The sequence below is a fragment of the Mycobacterium sp. 1245805.9 genome, assembly GCF_001672915.1.
Taxonomy (GTDB): Bacteria; Actinomycetota; Actinomycetes; order Mycobacteriales; family Mycobacteriaceae; genus Mycobacterium.
The window spans coordinates 20804-35635 of the sequence record NZ_LZKR01000106.1 but is presented as its reverse complement, the minus strand read 5'-3'; the positions used below and the strand labels follow the sequence as shown (position 1 = coordinate 35635).

At 68.4% G+C, this 14832-nt stretch carries 16 protein-coding genes, 3 tRNA genes and 1 pseudogene; 7 read left to right on the top strand and 13 right to left on the bottom strand.

Annotated features, from left to right (window positions below):
- Positions 1-40: 40 nt before the first annotated feature.
- Positions 41-763: pseudogene (locus A9X00_RS15385) on the bottom strand (DUF6541 family protein); the annotation flags it as partial.
- 122 nt (positions 764-885) lie between these two features.
- Here A9X00_RS15385 and A9X00_RS15380 point away from each other — a divergent pair.
- On the top strand, positions 886-2082 hold the full coding sequence (locus A9X00_RS15380; RefSeq protein WP_067154817.1) for a cysteine desulfurase-like protein: 1197 nt from the start codon (positions 886-888) through the stop codon (positions 2080-2082).
- A gap of 113 nt (positions 2083-2195) precedes the next feature.
- Here A9X00_RS15380 and A9X00_RS15375 read toward each other — a convergent pair whose 3' ends face one another.
- Entirely contained in the window at positions 2196-3164 is a 969-nt protein-coding gene (locus A9X00_RS15375) for an NAD(P)H-quinone oxidoreductase (protein ID WP_067154830.1), read from the bottom strand.
- Between the two features lie 37 nt (positions 3165-3201).
- Here A9X00_RS15375 and A9X00_RS15370 point away from each other — a divergent pair.
- A tRNA-Ser gene (locus A9X00_RS15370) sits at positions 3202-3288 on the top strand.
- A gap of 312 nt (positions 3289-3600) precedes the next feature.
- Positions 3601-5235, top strand: coding sequence for a PecA family PE domain-processing aspartic protease (locus A9X00_RS15360; protein ID WP_067154811.1), 1635 nt, complete (start codon positions 3601-3603; stop codon positions 5233-5235).
- 34 nt (positions 5236-5269) lie between these two features.
- Here A9X00_RS15360 and A9X00_RS15355 read toward each other — a convergent pair whose 3' ends face one another.
- From A9X00_RS15355 to A9X00_RS15340, 4 genes are read right to left on the bottom strand one after another with little or no spacing between them, the layout of a single operon-like run.
- A complete protein-coding gene (locus A9X00_RS15355; protein WP_067154808.1) occupies positions 5270-6376 on the bottom strand; it encodes a hypothetical protein in 1107 nt (368 codons plus the stop codon).
- Between the two features lie 37 nt (positions 6377-6413).
- A complete protein-coding gene (locus A9X00_RS15350) occupies positions 6414-6605 on the bottom strand; it encodes a hypothetical protein (RefSeq protein ID WP_067154805.1) in 192 nt (63 codons plus the stop codon).
- A 30-nt stretch (positions 6606-6635) separates the two neighbouring features.
- Positions 6636-7874: a lipase LipE gene (gene lipE, locus A9X00_RS15345; RefSeq protein ID WP_067154802.1), complete on the bottom strand. Its 1239-nt coding sequence runs from the start codon at positions 7872-7874 to the stop codon at positions 6636-6638.
- Between the two features lie 25 nt (positions 7875-7899).
- Positions 7900-8724 carry a crotonase/enoyl-CoA hydratase family protein gene (locus A9X00_RS15340; protein ID WP_067154799.1) on the bottom strand — a complete coding sequence of 275 codons (825 nt, stop codon included), beginning with the start codon at positions 8722-8724 and terminating at the stop codon, positions 7900-7902.
- A 23-nt stretch (positions 8725-8747) separates the two neighbouring features.
- On the opposite strand from A9X00_RS15340, the gene A9X00_RS15335 reads away from it, so the two are divergent.
- On the top strand, positions 8748-9332 hold the full coding sequence (locus tag A9X00_RS15335) for a TIGR03086 family metal-binding protein (RefSeq protein ID WP_197515180.1): 585 nt from the start codon (positions 8748-8750) through the stop codon (positions 9330-9332).
- 106 nt (positions 9333-9438) lie between these two features.
- On the opposite strand, the gene A9X00_RS15330 is transcribed toward A9X00_RS15335, so the two are convergent.
- Positions 9439-9912, bottom strand: coding sequence for a DUF4334 domain-containing protein (locus tag A9X00_RS15330; protein ID WP_067154792.1), 474 nt, complete (start codon positions 9910-9912; stop codon positions 9439-9441).
- Positions 9909-10985: a histidinol-phosphate transaminase gene (gene hisC, locus A9X00_RS15325; RefSeq protein WP_067154789.1), complete on the bottom strand. Its 1077-nt coding sequence runs from the start codon at positions 10983-10985 to the stop codon at positions 9909-9911. The genes A9X00_RS15330 and hisC overlap by 4 nt, the downstream gene beginning before the upstream one ends.
- Before the next feature lie 89 nt (positions 10986-11074).
- Between hisC and A9X00_RS15320 the strand changes: the two genes are divergently transcribed.
- The 3 genes from A9X00_RS15320 to A9X00_RS15310 all read left to right on the top strand — a co-directional run bounded on the left by A9X00_RS15320 (position 11075) and on the right by A9X00_RS15310 (position 11590).
- Positions 11075-11166 (top strand) — tRNA-Ser (locus tag A9X00_RS15320).
- A gap of 22 nt (positions 11167-11188) precedes the next feature.
- A tRNA-Arg gene (locus tag A9X00_RS15315) sits at positions 11189-11261 on the top strand.
- 86 nt (positions 11262-11347) lie between these two features.
- The gene (locus tag A9X00_RS15310; protein ID WP_067154786.1) at positions 11348-11590 is read left to right on the top strand and encodes a hypothetical protein; all 243 of its coding nucleotides are present in this window, start codon (positions 11348-11350) and stop codon (positions 11588-11590) included.
- Here the strand turns inward: A9X00_RS15310 and A9X00_RS15305 are convergent.
- From A9X00_RS15305 to A9X00_RS15285, 5 genes are read right to left on the bottom strand one after another with little or no spacing between them, the layout of a single operon-like run.
- Positions 11583-12107 carry a GNAT family N-acetyltransferase gene (locus A9X00_RS15305; protein ID WP_156772106.1) on the bottom strand — a complete coding sequence of 175 codons (525 nt, stop codon included), beginning with the start codon at positions 12105-12107 and terminating at the stop codon, positions 11583-11585. The genes A9X00_RS15310 and A9X00_RS15305 overlap by 8 nt on opposite strands.
- A 43-nt stretch (positions 12108-12150) precedes the next feature.
- Entirely contained in the window at positions 12151-12771 is a 621-nt protein-coding gene (locus A9X00_RS15300) for a hypothetical protein (protein ID WP_067154783.1), read from the bottom strand.
- A 38-nt stretch (positions 12772-12809) separates the two neighbouring features.
- Positions 12810-13319: a hypothetical protein gene (locus tag A9X00_RS29930; RefSeq protein WP_082975288.1), complete on the bottom strand. Its 510-nt coding sequence runs from the start codon at positions 13317-13319 to the stop codon at positions 12810-12812.
- A 19-nt stretch (positions 13320-13338) separates the two neighbouring features.
- Complete coding sequence (locus A9X00_RS15290) at positions 13339-14349, bottom strand: phosphotransferase family protein (RefSeq protein WP_082975290.1); 1011 nt, start codon at positions 14347-14349, stop codon at positions 13339-13341.
- A 38-nt stretch (positions 14350-14387) separates the two neighbouring features.
- The gene (locus A9X00_RS15285) at positions 14388-14735 is read right to left on the bottom strand and encodes a nuclear transport factor 2 family protein (RefSeq protein WP_067154774.1); all 348 of its coding nucleotides are present in this window, start codon (positions 14733-14735) and stop codon (positions 14388-14390) included.
- Positions 14736-14832: the final 97 nt, after the last annotated feature.

Here is a 14832-nt window from a genome sequence, read left to right as displayed (position 1 = left end):
CCTACGGCGTCGCGATCCCGACGTTCGTGCTGATCGCCTCGACGCTGCGGCACCGCGACCGCATCCCGGCGGCGGTGGCGGACACGCTCGCGGCGCGCCACTGGCTGCTGATGGGGCGCAGCAGGAACCAGGTCAGCGTGGCGGCGCTGGACGGAAACAGCCAGACCGACGCGGCCAGCGAATTCAGGGTGTAGCCGGTGGTGGGCGCCGCGCCGGTGAGCTGGCAGTAGACCGCCGTCAGCGCGTGGAACACCGACGGGTAGTACAGCGGTTGGTGGGTCTCCACGTTGCGGAGCTCGCCCATGTGGGTCGACGACGCCTGGCCGGTGTCGAGCATGAAGCGCACCTCGTTCGCGTGCCAGACCGCGTCCCAGGTGCTCGGGATGGACTGCCAGTGCGTGAGGCCGCGATAGCCGGCCCACATGATCAGCGCCGCGCCCAGGAGCACGCCGGCGGCCACCGTCACCGCGGGCAAGCGACTGACCCCGCGTGCCTCCGCCTCGGGGTCTCGGTAGCGCGCGAGCGCCAGCTGCAACGCCGTCGCGATCACGCACACCACCGCCAGCGTCGCCAGCGCGGTCCATCCGTTCCACGGGATGCCGAGCGCGCCGAGCGGGATAATCGCCAGCGCCACAACGCCGTACGTCAGCGCAGGCCCAACCGCGATGGCCACCGGCCACGTCAACTGGGTGATGCGCGCGACTATCACACCCGGCGCGATCAGCAAGAACAGTGCGATCAGCGTTCCGGTCCACAGGCCCACCGGACTAGTATGGCTGCCCGGGTGACTCGGCTCGCCAAGCCACCAGCTGGCTTGAATTGCCGAAGGGGCACCCGCTACCGTCACAATTTTCGCGAAATTGCGAAAGCTTTAAGGTGGCTGTCATGGCTTACGACGTCGCCCGGGTGCGCGGACTGCATCCGTCGCTGGGTGACGGGTGGGTGCACTTCGACGCGCCGGTCGGCATGCTCATCCCGGATTCCGTGGCGACGACGGTGTCGACGGCGTTCCGCCGTTCGGCCGCCACCACGGTCGGGGCGCACCCGTCGGCACGGCGCAGCGCCGCCGTCCTGGAGGCCGCGCGCGCGGCCGTCGCCGACCTGTTCAACGCGGACCCGGCGGGCGTCGTGCTCGGCGCCGACCGCGCCATCCTGCTGTCGTCGCTGGCCGAGGCGTCGTCGTCACGGGCCGGGCTGGGCTACGAGGTGATCGTCAGCCGGCTCGACGACGAGGCCAACATCGCCCCGTGGCTGCGCGCGGCACACCGCTACGGCGCCAAGGTGAAATGGGCCGAGATCGACATCGAGACCGGCGAGCTGCCGACCTGGCAGTGGGAGAGCCTGATCGGGAAGTCGACGCGGCTGGTCGCCGTCGCGTCGGCGTCGGGAACGCTGGGCACGGTCACCGACCTGCGGGCGATGACCAAGCTGGTCCACGAAGTCGGCGGGCTGGTGGTGGTCGACCATTCCGCGGCCGCGCCCTACCGATTGCTCGACGTCAAGGAGACCGACGCCGACATCGTCGCGGTCAACGCGCTGGCGTGGGGCGGTCCCCCGATCGGCGCGATGGTCTTTCGCGATCCGGCGCTGATCAACTCGTTCAGCGCCGTCTCGTCCGACCCCCAGGCCGTCGGCCCGGCGCGCCTCGAAGTCGGCGCCCATCAGTTCGGCCTGCTGGCCGGCTTGGTCGCCAGCATCGAGTACCTCGCGTCGCTCGACGAGTCGGCCCGCGGCAGCCGGCGCGAACGACTGTCGATCTCGACCCAGTCGGCCACCGCGTACCTGAACCGGGTTTTCGACTACCTGATGGCGTCGTTGCGGTCGCTGCCACTGGTGATGGTGATCGGCCGTCCCGAGGCGCGCATTCCGGTGGTCAGCTTCGCGCTCCAGGACGTGCCCGCCGAGCGCGTGGTGCAGCGCCTGGCGGACAACGGCATTCTGGCCATCACCAACGACAGCTCGCGCGCGCTGGACGTGCTGGGCGTCAACGACGTGGGCGGCGCCGTCACCGTCGGCCTGGCGCATTACTCGACGACGGCCGAGGTCGACCAGCTGGTGCGGGCGCTGGCGTCGCTGGGCTGAGCGGCTTTTCGTGTGCATTGAGGGCTTTGCGTGTGCACACTGGGCGGCCCTCGTCGGCGTGTCGCCGCCATGAGCGCACACGCAATGCCGTGGATTCACACGCAATGCGCTGACTAGACCGTGAGCACGATCTTTCCGGTTACCTTGCTCGCCACCAAGTCTTGGTGCGCCTCACCGGCCTGCTGGATGGGCATACGCGCGCCGATGATTGGGCGCACCCTGCCCTCGGCGATCATCGGCCACACCGAGGCCGTCACCGCCTGCACGATCTCGGTCTTGCTGTTCGGACCCGTCACGGGCCGGGCCCTCAGTGTGGTGCCGATGACCCGCGCCCGCTTGGCCAGCAGCTTGCCGATGTTGAGCTCGCCCTTCAGCCCGCCCTGCATGCCGATGATGACCAGCTGGCCGTCGGTGGCCAGCGCGTCGATATTGCGGTCCAGGTACGCGGCGCCCATGATGTCGAAAATCACGTCGGCACCGCCGTTTTCCTGCAGCCGCGCCACGAAGTCCTCGTCGCGGTAGTTGATGGTGATCTCGGCGCCCAGCTCGCGGCAGAACTCCAGCTTCTCCGCCGACCCCGCGGTGACGGCCACCCGGGCGCCCAGCGCCCGCGCGACCTGGATCGCGTGGGTGCCGATCCCGCTGGCCCCGCCGTGCATGAGCAGCAGCTGCCCCTTGCTCAGGTGCGCGACCATCACCAGGTTCGACCACACCGTGCACGCCACCTCCGGCAACCCCGCCGCGTCGACGAGGTCCACCCCGTCGGGGATGGGCATCACCTGCCCGGCGGGGACGGCGACGTATTCGGCGTAACCCCCGCCGGCCAGCAGCGCGCAAACCTCTTGTCCCACGGGCCAATCCGTGACGCCCTCGCCCGCATCCGCGACGACGCCGGACACCTCCATGCCGATGATCTCGCTGGCCCCCGGCGGGGGCGGGTACTTGCCGGCGGCCTGCAGCACGTCGGCGCGGTTGACGCCGGCCGCGGCGACCTTGACCAGCACCTCGCCGGGCCCGGCGGTCGCGTCGGGCACCTCTTGCCAGGACAGTTGGTCGGGGGATTCGGCGACAATCGCGCGCATGCCGGCCACGCTACCGGCCACCGTTACCCTTATGGGCGGTGGCGTGGCAGAGCGGCCTAATGCACTCGCCTTGAAAGCGAGAGACGGCTAAACCCGTCCGGGGGTTCAAATCCCTCCGCCACCGCTGGGTGGTGTCGCGCGACATCGGACCACTGCTAGATGCCTGGCCCGCCTGAATCCCTGTGAGCGAGGCGAGGCGACGAAGAGGTTTGGGGCGCTCGCTGCATTCCTGAAATTGACCTGAAGAAGCGGCGTCATTGCGCGAGGTCTTCAGCTTGGTTTCAGATTCGATTTCTATGGTCGCGGCGTTTCAGCGGTTCAGACATCGAATGGTCGCCGAGGGGTCCATCATGACGATTGCAGTCGTTGACGCTGCGGCCGCCTCTGCGCGAAGTGAGGCGGCGGCGGTCGCTGTGGCCGCAAGGGCGATTCGCCGGTGAGTTTCTTGGTGTCGCCACCTGAGGTCATTTCGTCGTTGCTGAGTGCGGGCACGGGCTCGGCGCCGATGCTGGCCGCTTCGGCGGCGTGGGATGGGGTGGCCACCGAATTGGGTTCGGCGGCGCAATCGTTCTCCGCCCTGACGTCGGGGCTGGCTGGGGAGGCCTGGCAGGGGGTCGGGTCGGAAGCGATGCTGGCCGCCGCCGCGCGGTACGCGGGGGCGTTGTCTGTAGCGGCGACTCAAGCCGAAACCGCCGCTGCGCAGGCCCAAACAGTAGCGGGTGCTTTCGAATCCGCCCTGGCCGCCACGGTGCATCCCGCGTTGGTTGCTGCCAACCGAAACCAGCTGGCGCAGCTCGTGGTGTCCAACCTGCTCGGGCAGAACGCGCCCACGATCGCTGCCGTGGAAGCCGAGTACGAGCAAATGTGGGCACAAAACGTGACCGCAATGGTTGGCTATTACGGCGGAGCGTCGGCCGCCACCGCCCAGCTCACGGCATGGTCGGAAGTACAGGACTTGCTGGCTCAGGTATCGAGCGCGATCGCCGGCGGCCCGGTGGGTGCGGCGCTGAGCTCGGTCGACTCGGCGATTAGCAGCAGCCCCGTTGGCGGGCTGCTCAGCAACGCGGCCGAAACCGTGAACAACGATGTCGGCCAAGTCGAGGAAGCGGTCATCGATGTCGTGAACGAAACCAGCGAGACCTTGATAGGGCGTCCGTTGATCAGCACAGGGTCGTCGGGGTCCACCGGCAGTGCGGCCACGACCAACGCCACGTCCGCGGTCACCACCACCTCGACGAGTGCCACGGTTCCCTTGACCGTCAACGGGTCCGAGGCGATCGTCTACGCCTCCGTCGGCAACGGATCGAGCCAGCCTTTGCTGGTGGACACCGGGTCTACGGGTCTTGTGGTCCCGTACCAAGACATCGGGGGGATCCTGGGACTCTTCAGCTACGGGCTACCAACCGGTTTCGGTATCGGCGGTTATAGCGGCGGGTTGGATTATCTCTACGTCACGTTGAACATGCCGATCAATTTCGGGGGCGGGCTGGTGACCAACTCGACGCCTGTCGACGTCGAGCTCTTTGCATGGCCCACGTCACTGCAGGCTCTGGAAACCAACGGTTTCTCGTTCCAGAACTACTTCGCCCACGACGGTGTGACCGGCGTTTTGGGTGTAGGAGCAAACGCAAGCGGCCCGAGTACCAGCAGCCCGACGCAGTCATTTTCCAACTCGTATTACAACGAGGGGCTGCTTATCAACGAATCCGCCGGCACGCTGACATTCGGTCCCGCCCCAACAACTTTGACCTCCATTGCCACGGTCACCGGTGCGCCTATCACAACCCTGGAGGTGTCGGTTAACGGCGGCGCTCTCCAATCCGTTTCGGCGATCATCGATTCCGGAGGGGTGGACGGAACCCTCCCGTCATCCCTGCTCGGCAGCGCGGGAACCGGTTCGACGATCGCGGTCTACACCACCAGCGGCCAGGAGCTGTACTCCTACGCCCTGGATTCGACCTATTACCCGACGGTGACCTCGGGCGGGTCGATGAACACCGGATATTTACCCTTCTCCGAGTACGCGGTGTACATCGATTACGCCGCCGACACAATGACCTTTTACGAGTGACGGAGCGACGCTGGGTGTTGCGGCCCGCCGCCCGTCAGTGCAGCGTCGGTGCGTAGCGCAGGACCGCGCCGACGCCGTCGGCCGGGGCGATCCGTTCGTCGGTGCGCACGAGTGAGGCCCCGACGGAAACCGCGAACATAGGCAGCGCCTCGTCGGCGCGCAAGGTTTTGTCGGGCGCGGCGCCCTGCTCGGACAGCACGTTCTCGTCGGGGGCGATCGTCGTCAGGTCCTTGTCGGCGACGACGGTGGCGTCCCCGATTTCCCCGATGATCAAAGTTTCGACCGCGCCCTGGCGCAGCGCCGAGCAGACGGGCCCCAATCCCTCGGCGGCCAGGCCGGATTCGCGGCCGATCTCGGCGCTGAAGCGCTGCGCGGCGGCGTCGATCGTGCGCAACTGGCGCTTCACGAATTCCTCTTCGATGGCGTGCTCGATCTCGCCGAAGTCGTGACCGCTGTGCCGCGCGCCCACCTCAAGGCCGACCGCGCGCTTGCGCAACCGCTCCGGCAGCGCCGCGAGCAGCTCCGAGCGCGACCGCACCTCCCCGACGACGAAGATCACGTCGATGCCCTTGTCGTCGACCAGCTCGCCAACGCGGTCAGCGACCGCGCGGATGTTCTTGCGGGCGGCCTCCTCGGTGCGCAGCTGCGGGTCGCCGTAACCCGCGGTTTCGGCGCCGGCGGCCTTGTGCACGGGGTGGCCACCACCGTCGACGGTTTCCGAATGCAACGTGCCGCCCATTTGGGTGGTGATGTCGGCGCCGCTGTGGTCGACGACCACCAGCACGTAGTCGGGGTGGTCGAAGCTCAGCTCGAGAATCGGTACGAGATAAGGCAATTCCGACACGCGGACGACGGTCGCCGCGGTGGGCCGCGCCAGATGCTCGTTGAGCACCACACCGTCGGCGCTGGCGATGACCGCGCGCCCGCTGCGGCCGATCGGCGGACGCAGGTCCCTGACCGCGGCTTCGATCTCGTCGATGACGGCTTGGGCTGCGCCCTTTTGCTCCAGCTCCTCGCGCGCGGCCCGCCATTTGAGATCGAGCTGGGCCTCGGCGTCGTGCGTGTCGTGCGAGTCCTCGAAGTAGACCGAGGCGAACGGCCCCGGTGCGTCCAGCAGCTTGCGGAAGCGTTCAGATTCCATGCGTAATTGGGTTGCCCCGCTCGTCGGGAGGCAAACACTAGTAGCTTCGATCGCCTTCGCTGTCGTCGAAGAAGTGCCATTCGCCGTCGCGCTCGACCTCCATGCGCCAGCCGAGTTCGTTGCCCTCGACTTTGTTGTCGGCGAACCACGCGTGCGCCTTGTCGGCGCTTTCGATGTCTTCTGTCGCGACGACCTCGCCCTTCGGATTGAGCACTCGATATGTAGCCATGCGTGGCAGTGTTCCCACCGCCGCGCGGCCTCAACCGGTGCGGATCTCCGCGGCGATGGTATCCATCAGGGCGGTGTAACGGCGGGCCTCCGGATCGCGGCCGGGCTTGCCGCTGCTGATCACCCCGGCCGCCATGTCGCGCTCCGGGTCGGCCCAGACGGCGATGTTGGTGAGGCCGAGGTGGCCGAACGCGGCGGTCGCGTTGCGGCCGAACGGTCCGAACCGCTTGGTCCCCAGGATGAAGCCGGTGCCCCACCGCGCCGGCATCAGGCCGATCGCGAAATCCGGTCGCAACCGCCGGCATTCGGCCGCCGCGCCGCGCATCGTCTCCGGGCTCGTCACCCGCACGCCGTCGAGTTCGCCTCCGCGGCGCCAGATTTCGGCGAACCGGGACAGCTCGTCGGCCGTCGAAACGGTGTTGGACGACGGGACGATCGAGGTGAGGAACCTCGTGGTGTTCGTGTACGGGATGATCTCGTGCACGGTTCCGCCGATTGCCTTGCGGAAGATCTGGGCGATCACCGGCGGCAGGGTGCGGCCGGTGGGGTGACTGGGCGCGACCAGCGGGACGTCCTGCTTGGCGACGCCAAAGTTGGTCCAGCGGAATCCCAGCGGGTCGAGGATCTCGGTGGCGAGAATCTCGCGAATCTCCTTGCCGGTGGCCGCGTAGACGATCTCGCGCATCAGCGGACCCCAGGTCAGCGCGTGATACATGTGCACCAATCCGGGGCGGTAGAGGGGCCGCAGTTCGCCGAGCTTCTGCTGCGCGTACTCGTGGTCGTCGGCCCGTTTGACGTCCGGCCTGGGCCCGGTGGGGAACGGCAGGCCGGCGCTGTGGGTCATCACGTGCCGGATCGTGATGCGGTCCTTGCCGTGGCTGGTGAAGGTGGGCAGGTAGTCGCAGACCCGGTCGTCCAGCGAGAAGACGCCGCGCTCGACGAGCATGTGCACGACGGTCGCGGTGATGCCCTTGGCCGCCGAGTACACGCAGAACGGCGTATCCGTGGTGACGGGGACCTTCTCGGCGTCGGGCGGGTCGGTGGGCGCGTTGCCCCAGCCGTGGCCGATCGCGCGGTTGAGCACGACCCGCCCGTGCTGGCGGATGCACACCTGGATCGCCGGGTGCAGCCCGGCCTCATACCAGTGCCGCGCCGCCCGCCAGATCCGTTCGACCGCCGCGCTGTCGATCTCGGAGTGGTCCTCCTCGCCGATGGCCGTCACGGAGTCCAGGTCGGCTGGGACGCGGATTCTTCCGTCGTTGGTCGTCACCTCCGCGAGGGTAGCCAAGGGCGCGCTACTCCCCGGTGAACTGCGGTGGACGCTTGGCGAACGTGGCCGAGATGCCTTCGGTCAGGTCCTTGGACGGCAGGAACGCGGCGTTCCAGGTCGCGACGTAGCGCAGGTTCTCCGACACCGCCGAGGTGCGTTGCTGGTCCAGGACGTCCTTGACGCCGTAGACGGCCAGCGGGGGATTGGCGGCGATCTCGGCGGCCGTCGCGTGCGCGGCCGCCAGCGTCGCGTCGGCGTCGGCGTACACGTCGTTGACCAACCCGATCTTCTCCGCACGGGCCGCATCGATGTCCTTGCCCGTCAGCGCCAGCTCACGCAGGTGGCCGTCGCTCAGGATCAACGGCAGCCGGGCCAGGCTGCCCATGTCCGCGACGATCGCCAGCTTGACCTCCCGCACCGAGAACTTGGCGTCGGCGCTGGCGTAGCGGATGTCGACCGCGGAGATCAGGTCGACGGCCCCGCCGATGCACCAGCCCTGTACCGAGGCGATGGTCGGGGTCCGGCAGTCGGCGACCGCGTTGATCGCCTTCTGCATCCGCAGGATCTCCGCGTGGAATTCGGTGCGGGGGCGGGCCTGCGCTCCCTCGGCCATCAGCGGGGCGAACATGCCGCCCATCGCGGGCACGTCCAGCCCGTAGCTGAAGTTCTTGCCCGACCCGGTGATGACGATGGCCCGCACGTCCCGGTCGGCGTCGAGCGCCGCGAACACCTCGGGCATCTCCGACCAGAACGCGGGCCCCATGGCGTTGCCCTTGCCCGGCCCGATCAGCGTCACCTGTGCGACGTGGTCTTTGGTTTCGATGGTGACGGATTCGTATGTTTCGCCCATATCGAGACCGTAGCGTGGCAAATATGGCTCCTGACTTGCGACCCGGACCTCATTCCCCGCCTGCCGACGAACTGCACAGCGCCGAGGACACGCTGGGTGTGCTGCAGCGAGTCCTGCACCCCATCGCGGCCGACGACCTGACCCGGCAGACGCCGTGCCGCGAATTCGACGTGACACGGCTGACCGAGCATCTGCTGACCTCGATCAAGGCGCTCGGGGGCATGGTGGGCGCGGAGATCCCGGAGCGCGACGCGAGCGATTCGGTGGAGCGGCAGGTCATCGCCGCGGCACGCCCGGCCCTGGACGCGTGGCATCGCCACGGCCTCGACGGCACCGTGTCGGTCGGTAGTGGGGAGATGCCGGCCAGAGGCGCCTGCGGCATCCTGTCGCTCGAATTCCTGGTCCACGCCTGGGATTACGCCAGGGCGGTGGGACACGACGTCGACGCCCCGGAGCCGTTGGCCGAATACGTGCTGGGCCTGGCGCACCAGATCATCCGCCCGGAGCAACGCAGCCGCGCCGGGTTCGACGAGCCGGTCGACGTGCCGGCCGACGCCGGGGCCCTCGAGCAGCTGATCGCGTTCACGGGCCGCAACCCGGCGGGCTAGCTGCGCCTGGGCAGTACAGCTAGCTCGCCTTCGCATCGCCGAGCGTGCGGCCAGCCGCACACTGGACGCCGAGCGTGCGGCCAGCCGCACGCTCGAGCCTCGGGAGCTACACCCGCTCGAGGTAGAAGTAGTAGTACCGGCCCACCCCATCTTGAAAGTCCAGCACGCCCTTGCCGTTCATGATGCCCATCACGGCGTCGTCGTCGATCTTCTTGAAGTGGTCGTGCACGGGCTGGCCGTCGTAGACCATCGTCGCGGTGACCTCGCCGCGGAACTCCTCCAGCCACAGGCTGGCCTCGCCCTTGCCCATCTCCTTGTTCGAGAACTTGTTGCCGTCGGCGTCCAGGCACACCAGCGGCTGCACGTCGCTGGCCGACTTGAAGGTCTTGCCGTACCAGCCGGCCTTTTCCAACTGGCCGTTCATCTTGTGGCCGGTGACGAACTCGCCGCCCTTCCATTCGCCCAGCATCTCGTCGATGGCGGCCGGCTGCAGCGTCGCCCAGAAGTCGTCGAGCTCGGCGTCGGTGATGGCGCCGGCGCGTTCCTTGAATTCGGTGAATTTCTTGCGGGCCAGCGTCATTGGTTCTCCTTGATCCAGGCGCGAGCAAACCGCAGCAGCGCGTCGTTTTCCTCGGGCGCCCCGATGCTGACCCGCACTCCCTCCGGCGCGAAGGGGCGGACCACGATGCGCGCCTCGGCCGCCCGCGCCACGAAGTCCTGCGTCCGTGTCCCGAGGGGCAGCCAGACGAAGTTGGCCTGCGACGGCGGCAGGGCGAACCCGGCGTCGTGCAAGCCGGCGGTGACGCGGGAGCGCTCGGCGACCACGGCGTCGGTGCGCGCGAGCAGCTCGTCGGCGGCGTCCAGCGAGGCGATGGCGGCGGCCTGCGAGATGCTCGTCACCGCGAACGGCACGTAGACCTGGTCCAGCGCAGTGATCAGGTCGGGGTGCCCGACCGCGTAGCCGACGCGCAGGCCCGCCAGTCCGTAGGCCTTCGAAAACGTCCGCAGCACAACGACATTGCTGCGGGTGCGGGCCAGCTGCAGGCTGTCGGGCAGCATGCCGTCGCGGATGTACTCGACGTAGGCCTCGTCGATGGCGATCAGGATGTGCGAGGGCACGGCCTCGACGAAACGCGCCAGCGCGTCCGGGTCGACGACCGTCGACGTCGGGTTGTTGGGGTTGCACACGAAGATCAGCCGGGTGCGGTCGGTGACGGCGGCGAGCATCGCGTACAGGTCGTGTGTGTGGTCCGTCAGGGGCACCTTGACGGCGACGGCGCCGGCCACCTGAACCATGGGCGGATACAGCTCGAAGCTGTGCCACCCCATGACCACCTCGTCGCCCGCGGCGGCGGTGATCTGGATGACCTGCTGGCACAGGCTGACCGAACCGCAGCTCACCGCGACCTGCTCGGGCGCGAAGTCCGCCGAGCTGGCCGAGCTGAGGTGCTTGGCCAGCGCCGCCTTGAGCTGCAGGTTCGCGCTGTCGGGGTAACGATGGACGTTATCGGTGGCCCGTTCGATGGCCGCGCGGACGCTGGGCAGCGGGCCGTGCACCGTCTCGTTGCTGGCCAGTTTGATCGAACCCGGCACCGTCTTGCCGGGGACGTAGACGGGAAGCCCCGCCAGCTCGGGTCGCAGGCGGGCGGTCACTTCGACAGCATATGTCGGCGCTGTGTACGCTATGCCTCCGGCGGTTCAGGGACGGCTGAAGGGGTTCGGGTACCCTCAGGAAGTCCGATGGAGGCGTGCCAGAGCGGCCGAATGGGGCTCACTGCTAATGAGTTGTCCCCCTCAAAGGGGACCGGAGGTTCAAATCCTCTCGCCTCCGCCAAGCTAGACACAACTGAAGACAGGCGCCCGTAGCTCAACGGATAGAGCATCTGACTACGGATCAGAAGGTTAGGGGTTCGAATCCCTTCGGGCGCGCTCAGGCCGAATCGAATCGTTCAGATGAAGTTGGTTGTGGCCGCGGATATTCGGCGATAACCTCCCGCCCATGATGACGAGCAGCTTTGGACAGGCAATTGGTGGCGGCGCGGGCGGTCGCCTCGGTGGCGGCGCGGGCGGTCGCCTCGGTGGCGGCGCGGGCGGCCGCCTCGGTGGCGGCGCGGGCGGCCGCGTGGGCGGTGGCGCCGGCGGTCGCTTCGGTGGCGGCGCGGGTGGCCGTGTCGGCGGTGGCGCAGGCGGTCGCCTCGGCGGCGGTGCCGGCGGCCGCTAGGCCCCTAAACAGAAGGCGACCGTCCCGGCTCAGGTAATCGGGCCGGGCGGCGCTTCTTGGTCGGCCGAGCCGACCAGATCGAGCTGCATCCATGCGACGTCATGCCAGCGGCCGTGTTTCCATTCGACGCGCCGGTACAGCCCGGCCTGCTCGAATCCGAAGGATCGGTGGAAGCCGTTGCTGGCCTCGTTCGGTTGCGTGATGCCGGCGAGGGCCCGCCGATAGCCGCGCTCGGCGAGCCGGCGCAGTAGCTGCGTGTACAGCGCACGGCCGCCGCCGGCGCGGTGATGGTCCGGGTGGACATAAAGTCCGGTCTCGGCCGACCATCGGTAGGTCGGCATGCGATTGAGGGTGTGCCCGTAGGCGAAGCCGATGACCCGATCGTCGCGTTCGAGGACGAGCCATTCATGCGCCCCGTTGATGCGCGCGGCCATCTCCGCTTCGCTCGGCACGTCGAGTTCCCAGCTGATCGCCGTGTCCAGAACGTACGGGCGGTAAATCGCAACGCACGCGGCCGCGTCCCCAGCTGAGGCCGGACGCACGATCGATTGCATGCAAGCAGTCTGTCATCGTCAAAGCCGCAGGGCGGCTTCGGCTTTAAACCGGCGACCAGTCGTCCCAGGACTCGGCGAAGTCGAGGGTCGTCCGCGGGATCTGGGCGGTGGCGATGATCTCACGGAAGTGGTCCTGCCAGCCCCACCACATGCAGATATGAAAGACGTGCTGATACCAGCTGAGCTGGTAGCCGTCCGGGATGGCCTCACCCTTGTTCTCGGGCGAGAACACCGCGACCGCCAACAGGCCGATCACCGCCGAGGCGGGAAGCTGAATCCTTCCGGTTCGCCAGATCTGCACTCCCGCCGGACGTGGCCCGTGCGGGGTCAGCTCGAAACCCTCGGGCAGATCGTCTTCGTGACCGTGGCTCCAGCGGTGCACGCCGTACAGAACGTCGGCGATGTCGGGACGACCGTCGGGCAGGTCCGATTTCACCGCGATGGGAAAGCGGCTCTGATCGAAGTCGATGCCGGGCGCCGCCATCACCTGGAAGATGTCCAGCGAGTCCCGGATCGTGCGCTTGAACCGGGTCGCCACGCCCTGCTGCGGATAGCGCTTCTTCGAGGTGCCGTCGACCGCGTTGCAGGCGTGCAGCATCGCCGCGTCCCAATCGCGGCGCTCCCAATGGTCAAGCGAGCGCCTGACCGAATCCCCGACGTCCACGCATGGAGGCTAGCCCTGTGGCCCCCGACGTGTCCTGATTATGGGCGCGGTTGGAACGGCCGACGCGGTGGGATGGTCACGGTCTGGGTCACCGTGCTGGTTTCGGTGCTCGGCGAGACGGTGACCGTGCTCGGCGGAACCGTCGTCGTCGGAGTGTCGGTGCTCGGGGTTCCGGTGTCGGTGCTCGGCGGCGGGGCGGTCTCGGTGACGGTCTGCGTCGGCACGCCGCCTCCGCCCCCGTGGTGGCGTGGCGGCTCCGTCGTGGTGGTCGCCGTCGAAGCGGTGGTGGTGGGGGCCGGTGTCGTCGTCGTGGTGGTCGGGGCCGGCGACGGCGAACCGGCAACCAGCTTGACCACCGCGTACGCGGCGAGGCCGAGCACGATCACTCCGAGCGCGCCGGCCGCCACCAGCGCCGCCGGGCGGCGGTACCAGGGGGTCGGTGGCGCGGCCGCCTGGGCGGCCGGCTCGTCGTAATAACCGCCGTAGGCGGCCTGGGTCGGCTCGGAGTACTCGGAGTAGTAGTCGGGGTTCTCGGGGTAGGGCGGCACGAAGGGAGATGTTAGTGCGTCAGGATTTGTCGCCGATGAGCGTGAGCGCCCGCTCGAACAGGTGCACCGTGCCGGCGTGCAGCTGGTCGCCGACCTCCTTTTCGGCCTTGCCCGCGCAGGCCCGGGCCAGCGTCCCCTCGATGACGATGCCGAGCTTGAAGCAGGCCAGCACGGTGTACCAGGTGATGTTCGACAAGTCGCGGGTGGTGTTGGCTGCGTACCGCTGGAACAGGTCGTCGGTGCTGGCCAGGCCGTCCTGGCCGCCCAGGGCGTGGCTGAACACGCTGGACCCGTCGGGCTGGCGCCAGGTCGCCAGCAGCCAGCCCAGGTCGAGCAGCGGATCCCCGATCGTGCACATCTCCCAGTCGACGATGGCGACCACCTCGGGTCCGGTGCGGGAAAACATCACGTTGGCGGCGTGGTAGTCGCCGTGCATGATGCCGGGGGTCCAGGTCGTCGGTCGGCGGCGCTCCAGCCAGGCGGAGACTTCCTCGATCCCCGGGATGTCGGGCCCGGGGTAGCCGTCGTACTCGCTGTAGGAGTCCAGCTCGGAAAGCCAGCGCGGCACCTGACGCTCCAGGAAGCCCTCCGGCTTGCCGAAGTCGGCCAGGCCTACGGCGACGTGGTCGACGGCGCCGAGCCTCGCCAGCGCGTCGGCCATCGACAGCCCCATCCCGAACCGCACGCTGGCGTCGCCGGCGTGCAGCGGCGGCAGCCCTTCACCGGCGTTGAACCCGTCGACCGGCTCCATCAGGTAGAAGACGGCCCCTTCACCTGGGGGGCCGAGAACGCTGGTGTCGTCGCAGGTGGCGATCAGGTGCGGGTGCGGCACATCGGAACCGGCCAGCGCCGCAAGGACTTTCGTCTCGCGCAGGATCACGCTGTTGCTGCGCGGGCGCAGGTGTCGTGGTCCGCGCCGCAGCACGTAGGGGCGCCCGGCCCGGGTGAATCGCAGCATGACGTTCTGGGTTCCGCCGGTGACGGTGGCGACGTCCTCGATCGGGCCCTCACCGAGCCCCTGCCCGGACATCCATTTCGCGACGGCTTCGAAGTCGACGGAATCCACGTTCAGCCCTTGGGCCGCGGGGTGTAGCGAACGGTCTGGGCCCAGATCATGCCGTTGCGGAAGACGAAGGTGTCGACGCCGTCGTCGACCCGATTTCGGGCCGAATCGGCGGCCCACTCGAGGAACAGCACGTCGCCCTCGAAGACCTGGTTCTTGAGGTCCCACGCTGCCTCGGGCAGGTCGTCGAGCAATTTCGCGAACACCCCACGTACGCCGTCCCTGCCGCGCGCTGCGCCGGCCGGGGTGATGACCACGGAATCCTCGGCGTAGTCGGCGACGATCTCGTCCAGGTCGCCGGCGCCGAGCGCCTGCCCATGGTGGGCAAATATTTCCTGCGGCGTGCGTGTCATGGGAGAAGCGTAGGTCACCGGCGACGAGCGGCCGGCGCCGCCGGAGCCTGGAACAATAGTGTGGACAACTAACGAACTTCGGGCTGGGAGGGAAACC

Bases quoted from the DNA above. Each gene is read 5' to 3' on its own strand.
- A9X00_RS15375 (WP_067154830.1), bottom strand. From the start codon at position 3,164: ATGCGCGCGATTGTCGCCGAATCCCCCGACCAACTGTCCTGGCAAGAG.
- A9X00_RS15355 (WP_067154808.1), bottom strand. From the start codon at position 6,376: ATGGAATCTGAACGCTTCCGCAAGCTGCTGGACGCACCGGGGCCGTTC.
- A9X00_RS15335 (WP_197515180.1), top strand. From the start codon at position 8,748: ATGGCTCCTGACTTGCGACCCGGACCTCATTCCCCGCCTGCCGACGAA.
- A9X00_RS15380 (WP_067154817.1), top strand. From the start codon at position 886: ATGGCTTACGACGTCGCCCGGGTGCGCGGACTGCATCCGTCGCTGGGT.
- A9X00_RS15290 (WP_082975290.1), bottom strand. From the start codon at position 14,349: ATGTCCGGGCAGGGGCTCGGTGAGGGCCCGATCGAGGACGTCGCCACC.
- A9X00_RS15285 (WP_067154774.1), bottom strand. From the start codon at position 14,735: ATGACACGCACGCCGCAGGAAATATTTGCCCACCATGGGCAGGCGCTC.
- A9X00_RS15330 (WP_067154792.1), bottom strand. From the start codon at position 9,912: ATGACGCTGGCCCGCAAGAAATTCACCGAATTCAAGGAACGCGCCGGC.
- A9X00_RS15350 (WP_067154805.1), bottom strand. From the start codon at position 6,605: ATGGCTACATATCGAGTGCTCAATCCGAAGGGCGAGGTCGTCGCGACA.
- A9X00_RS15305 (WP_156772106.1), bottom strand. From the start codon at position 12,107: ATGCAATCGATCGTGCGTCCGGCCTCAGCTGGGGACGCGGCCGCGTGC.
- A9X00_RS15340 (WP_067154799.1), bottom strand. From the start codon at position 8,724: ATGGGCGAAACATACGAATCCGTCACCATCGAAACCAAAGACCACGTC.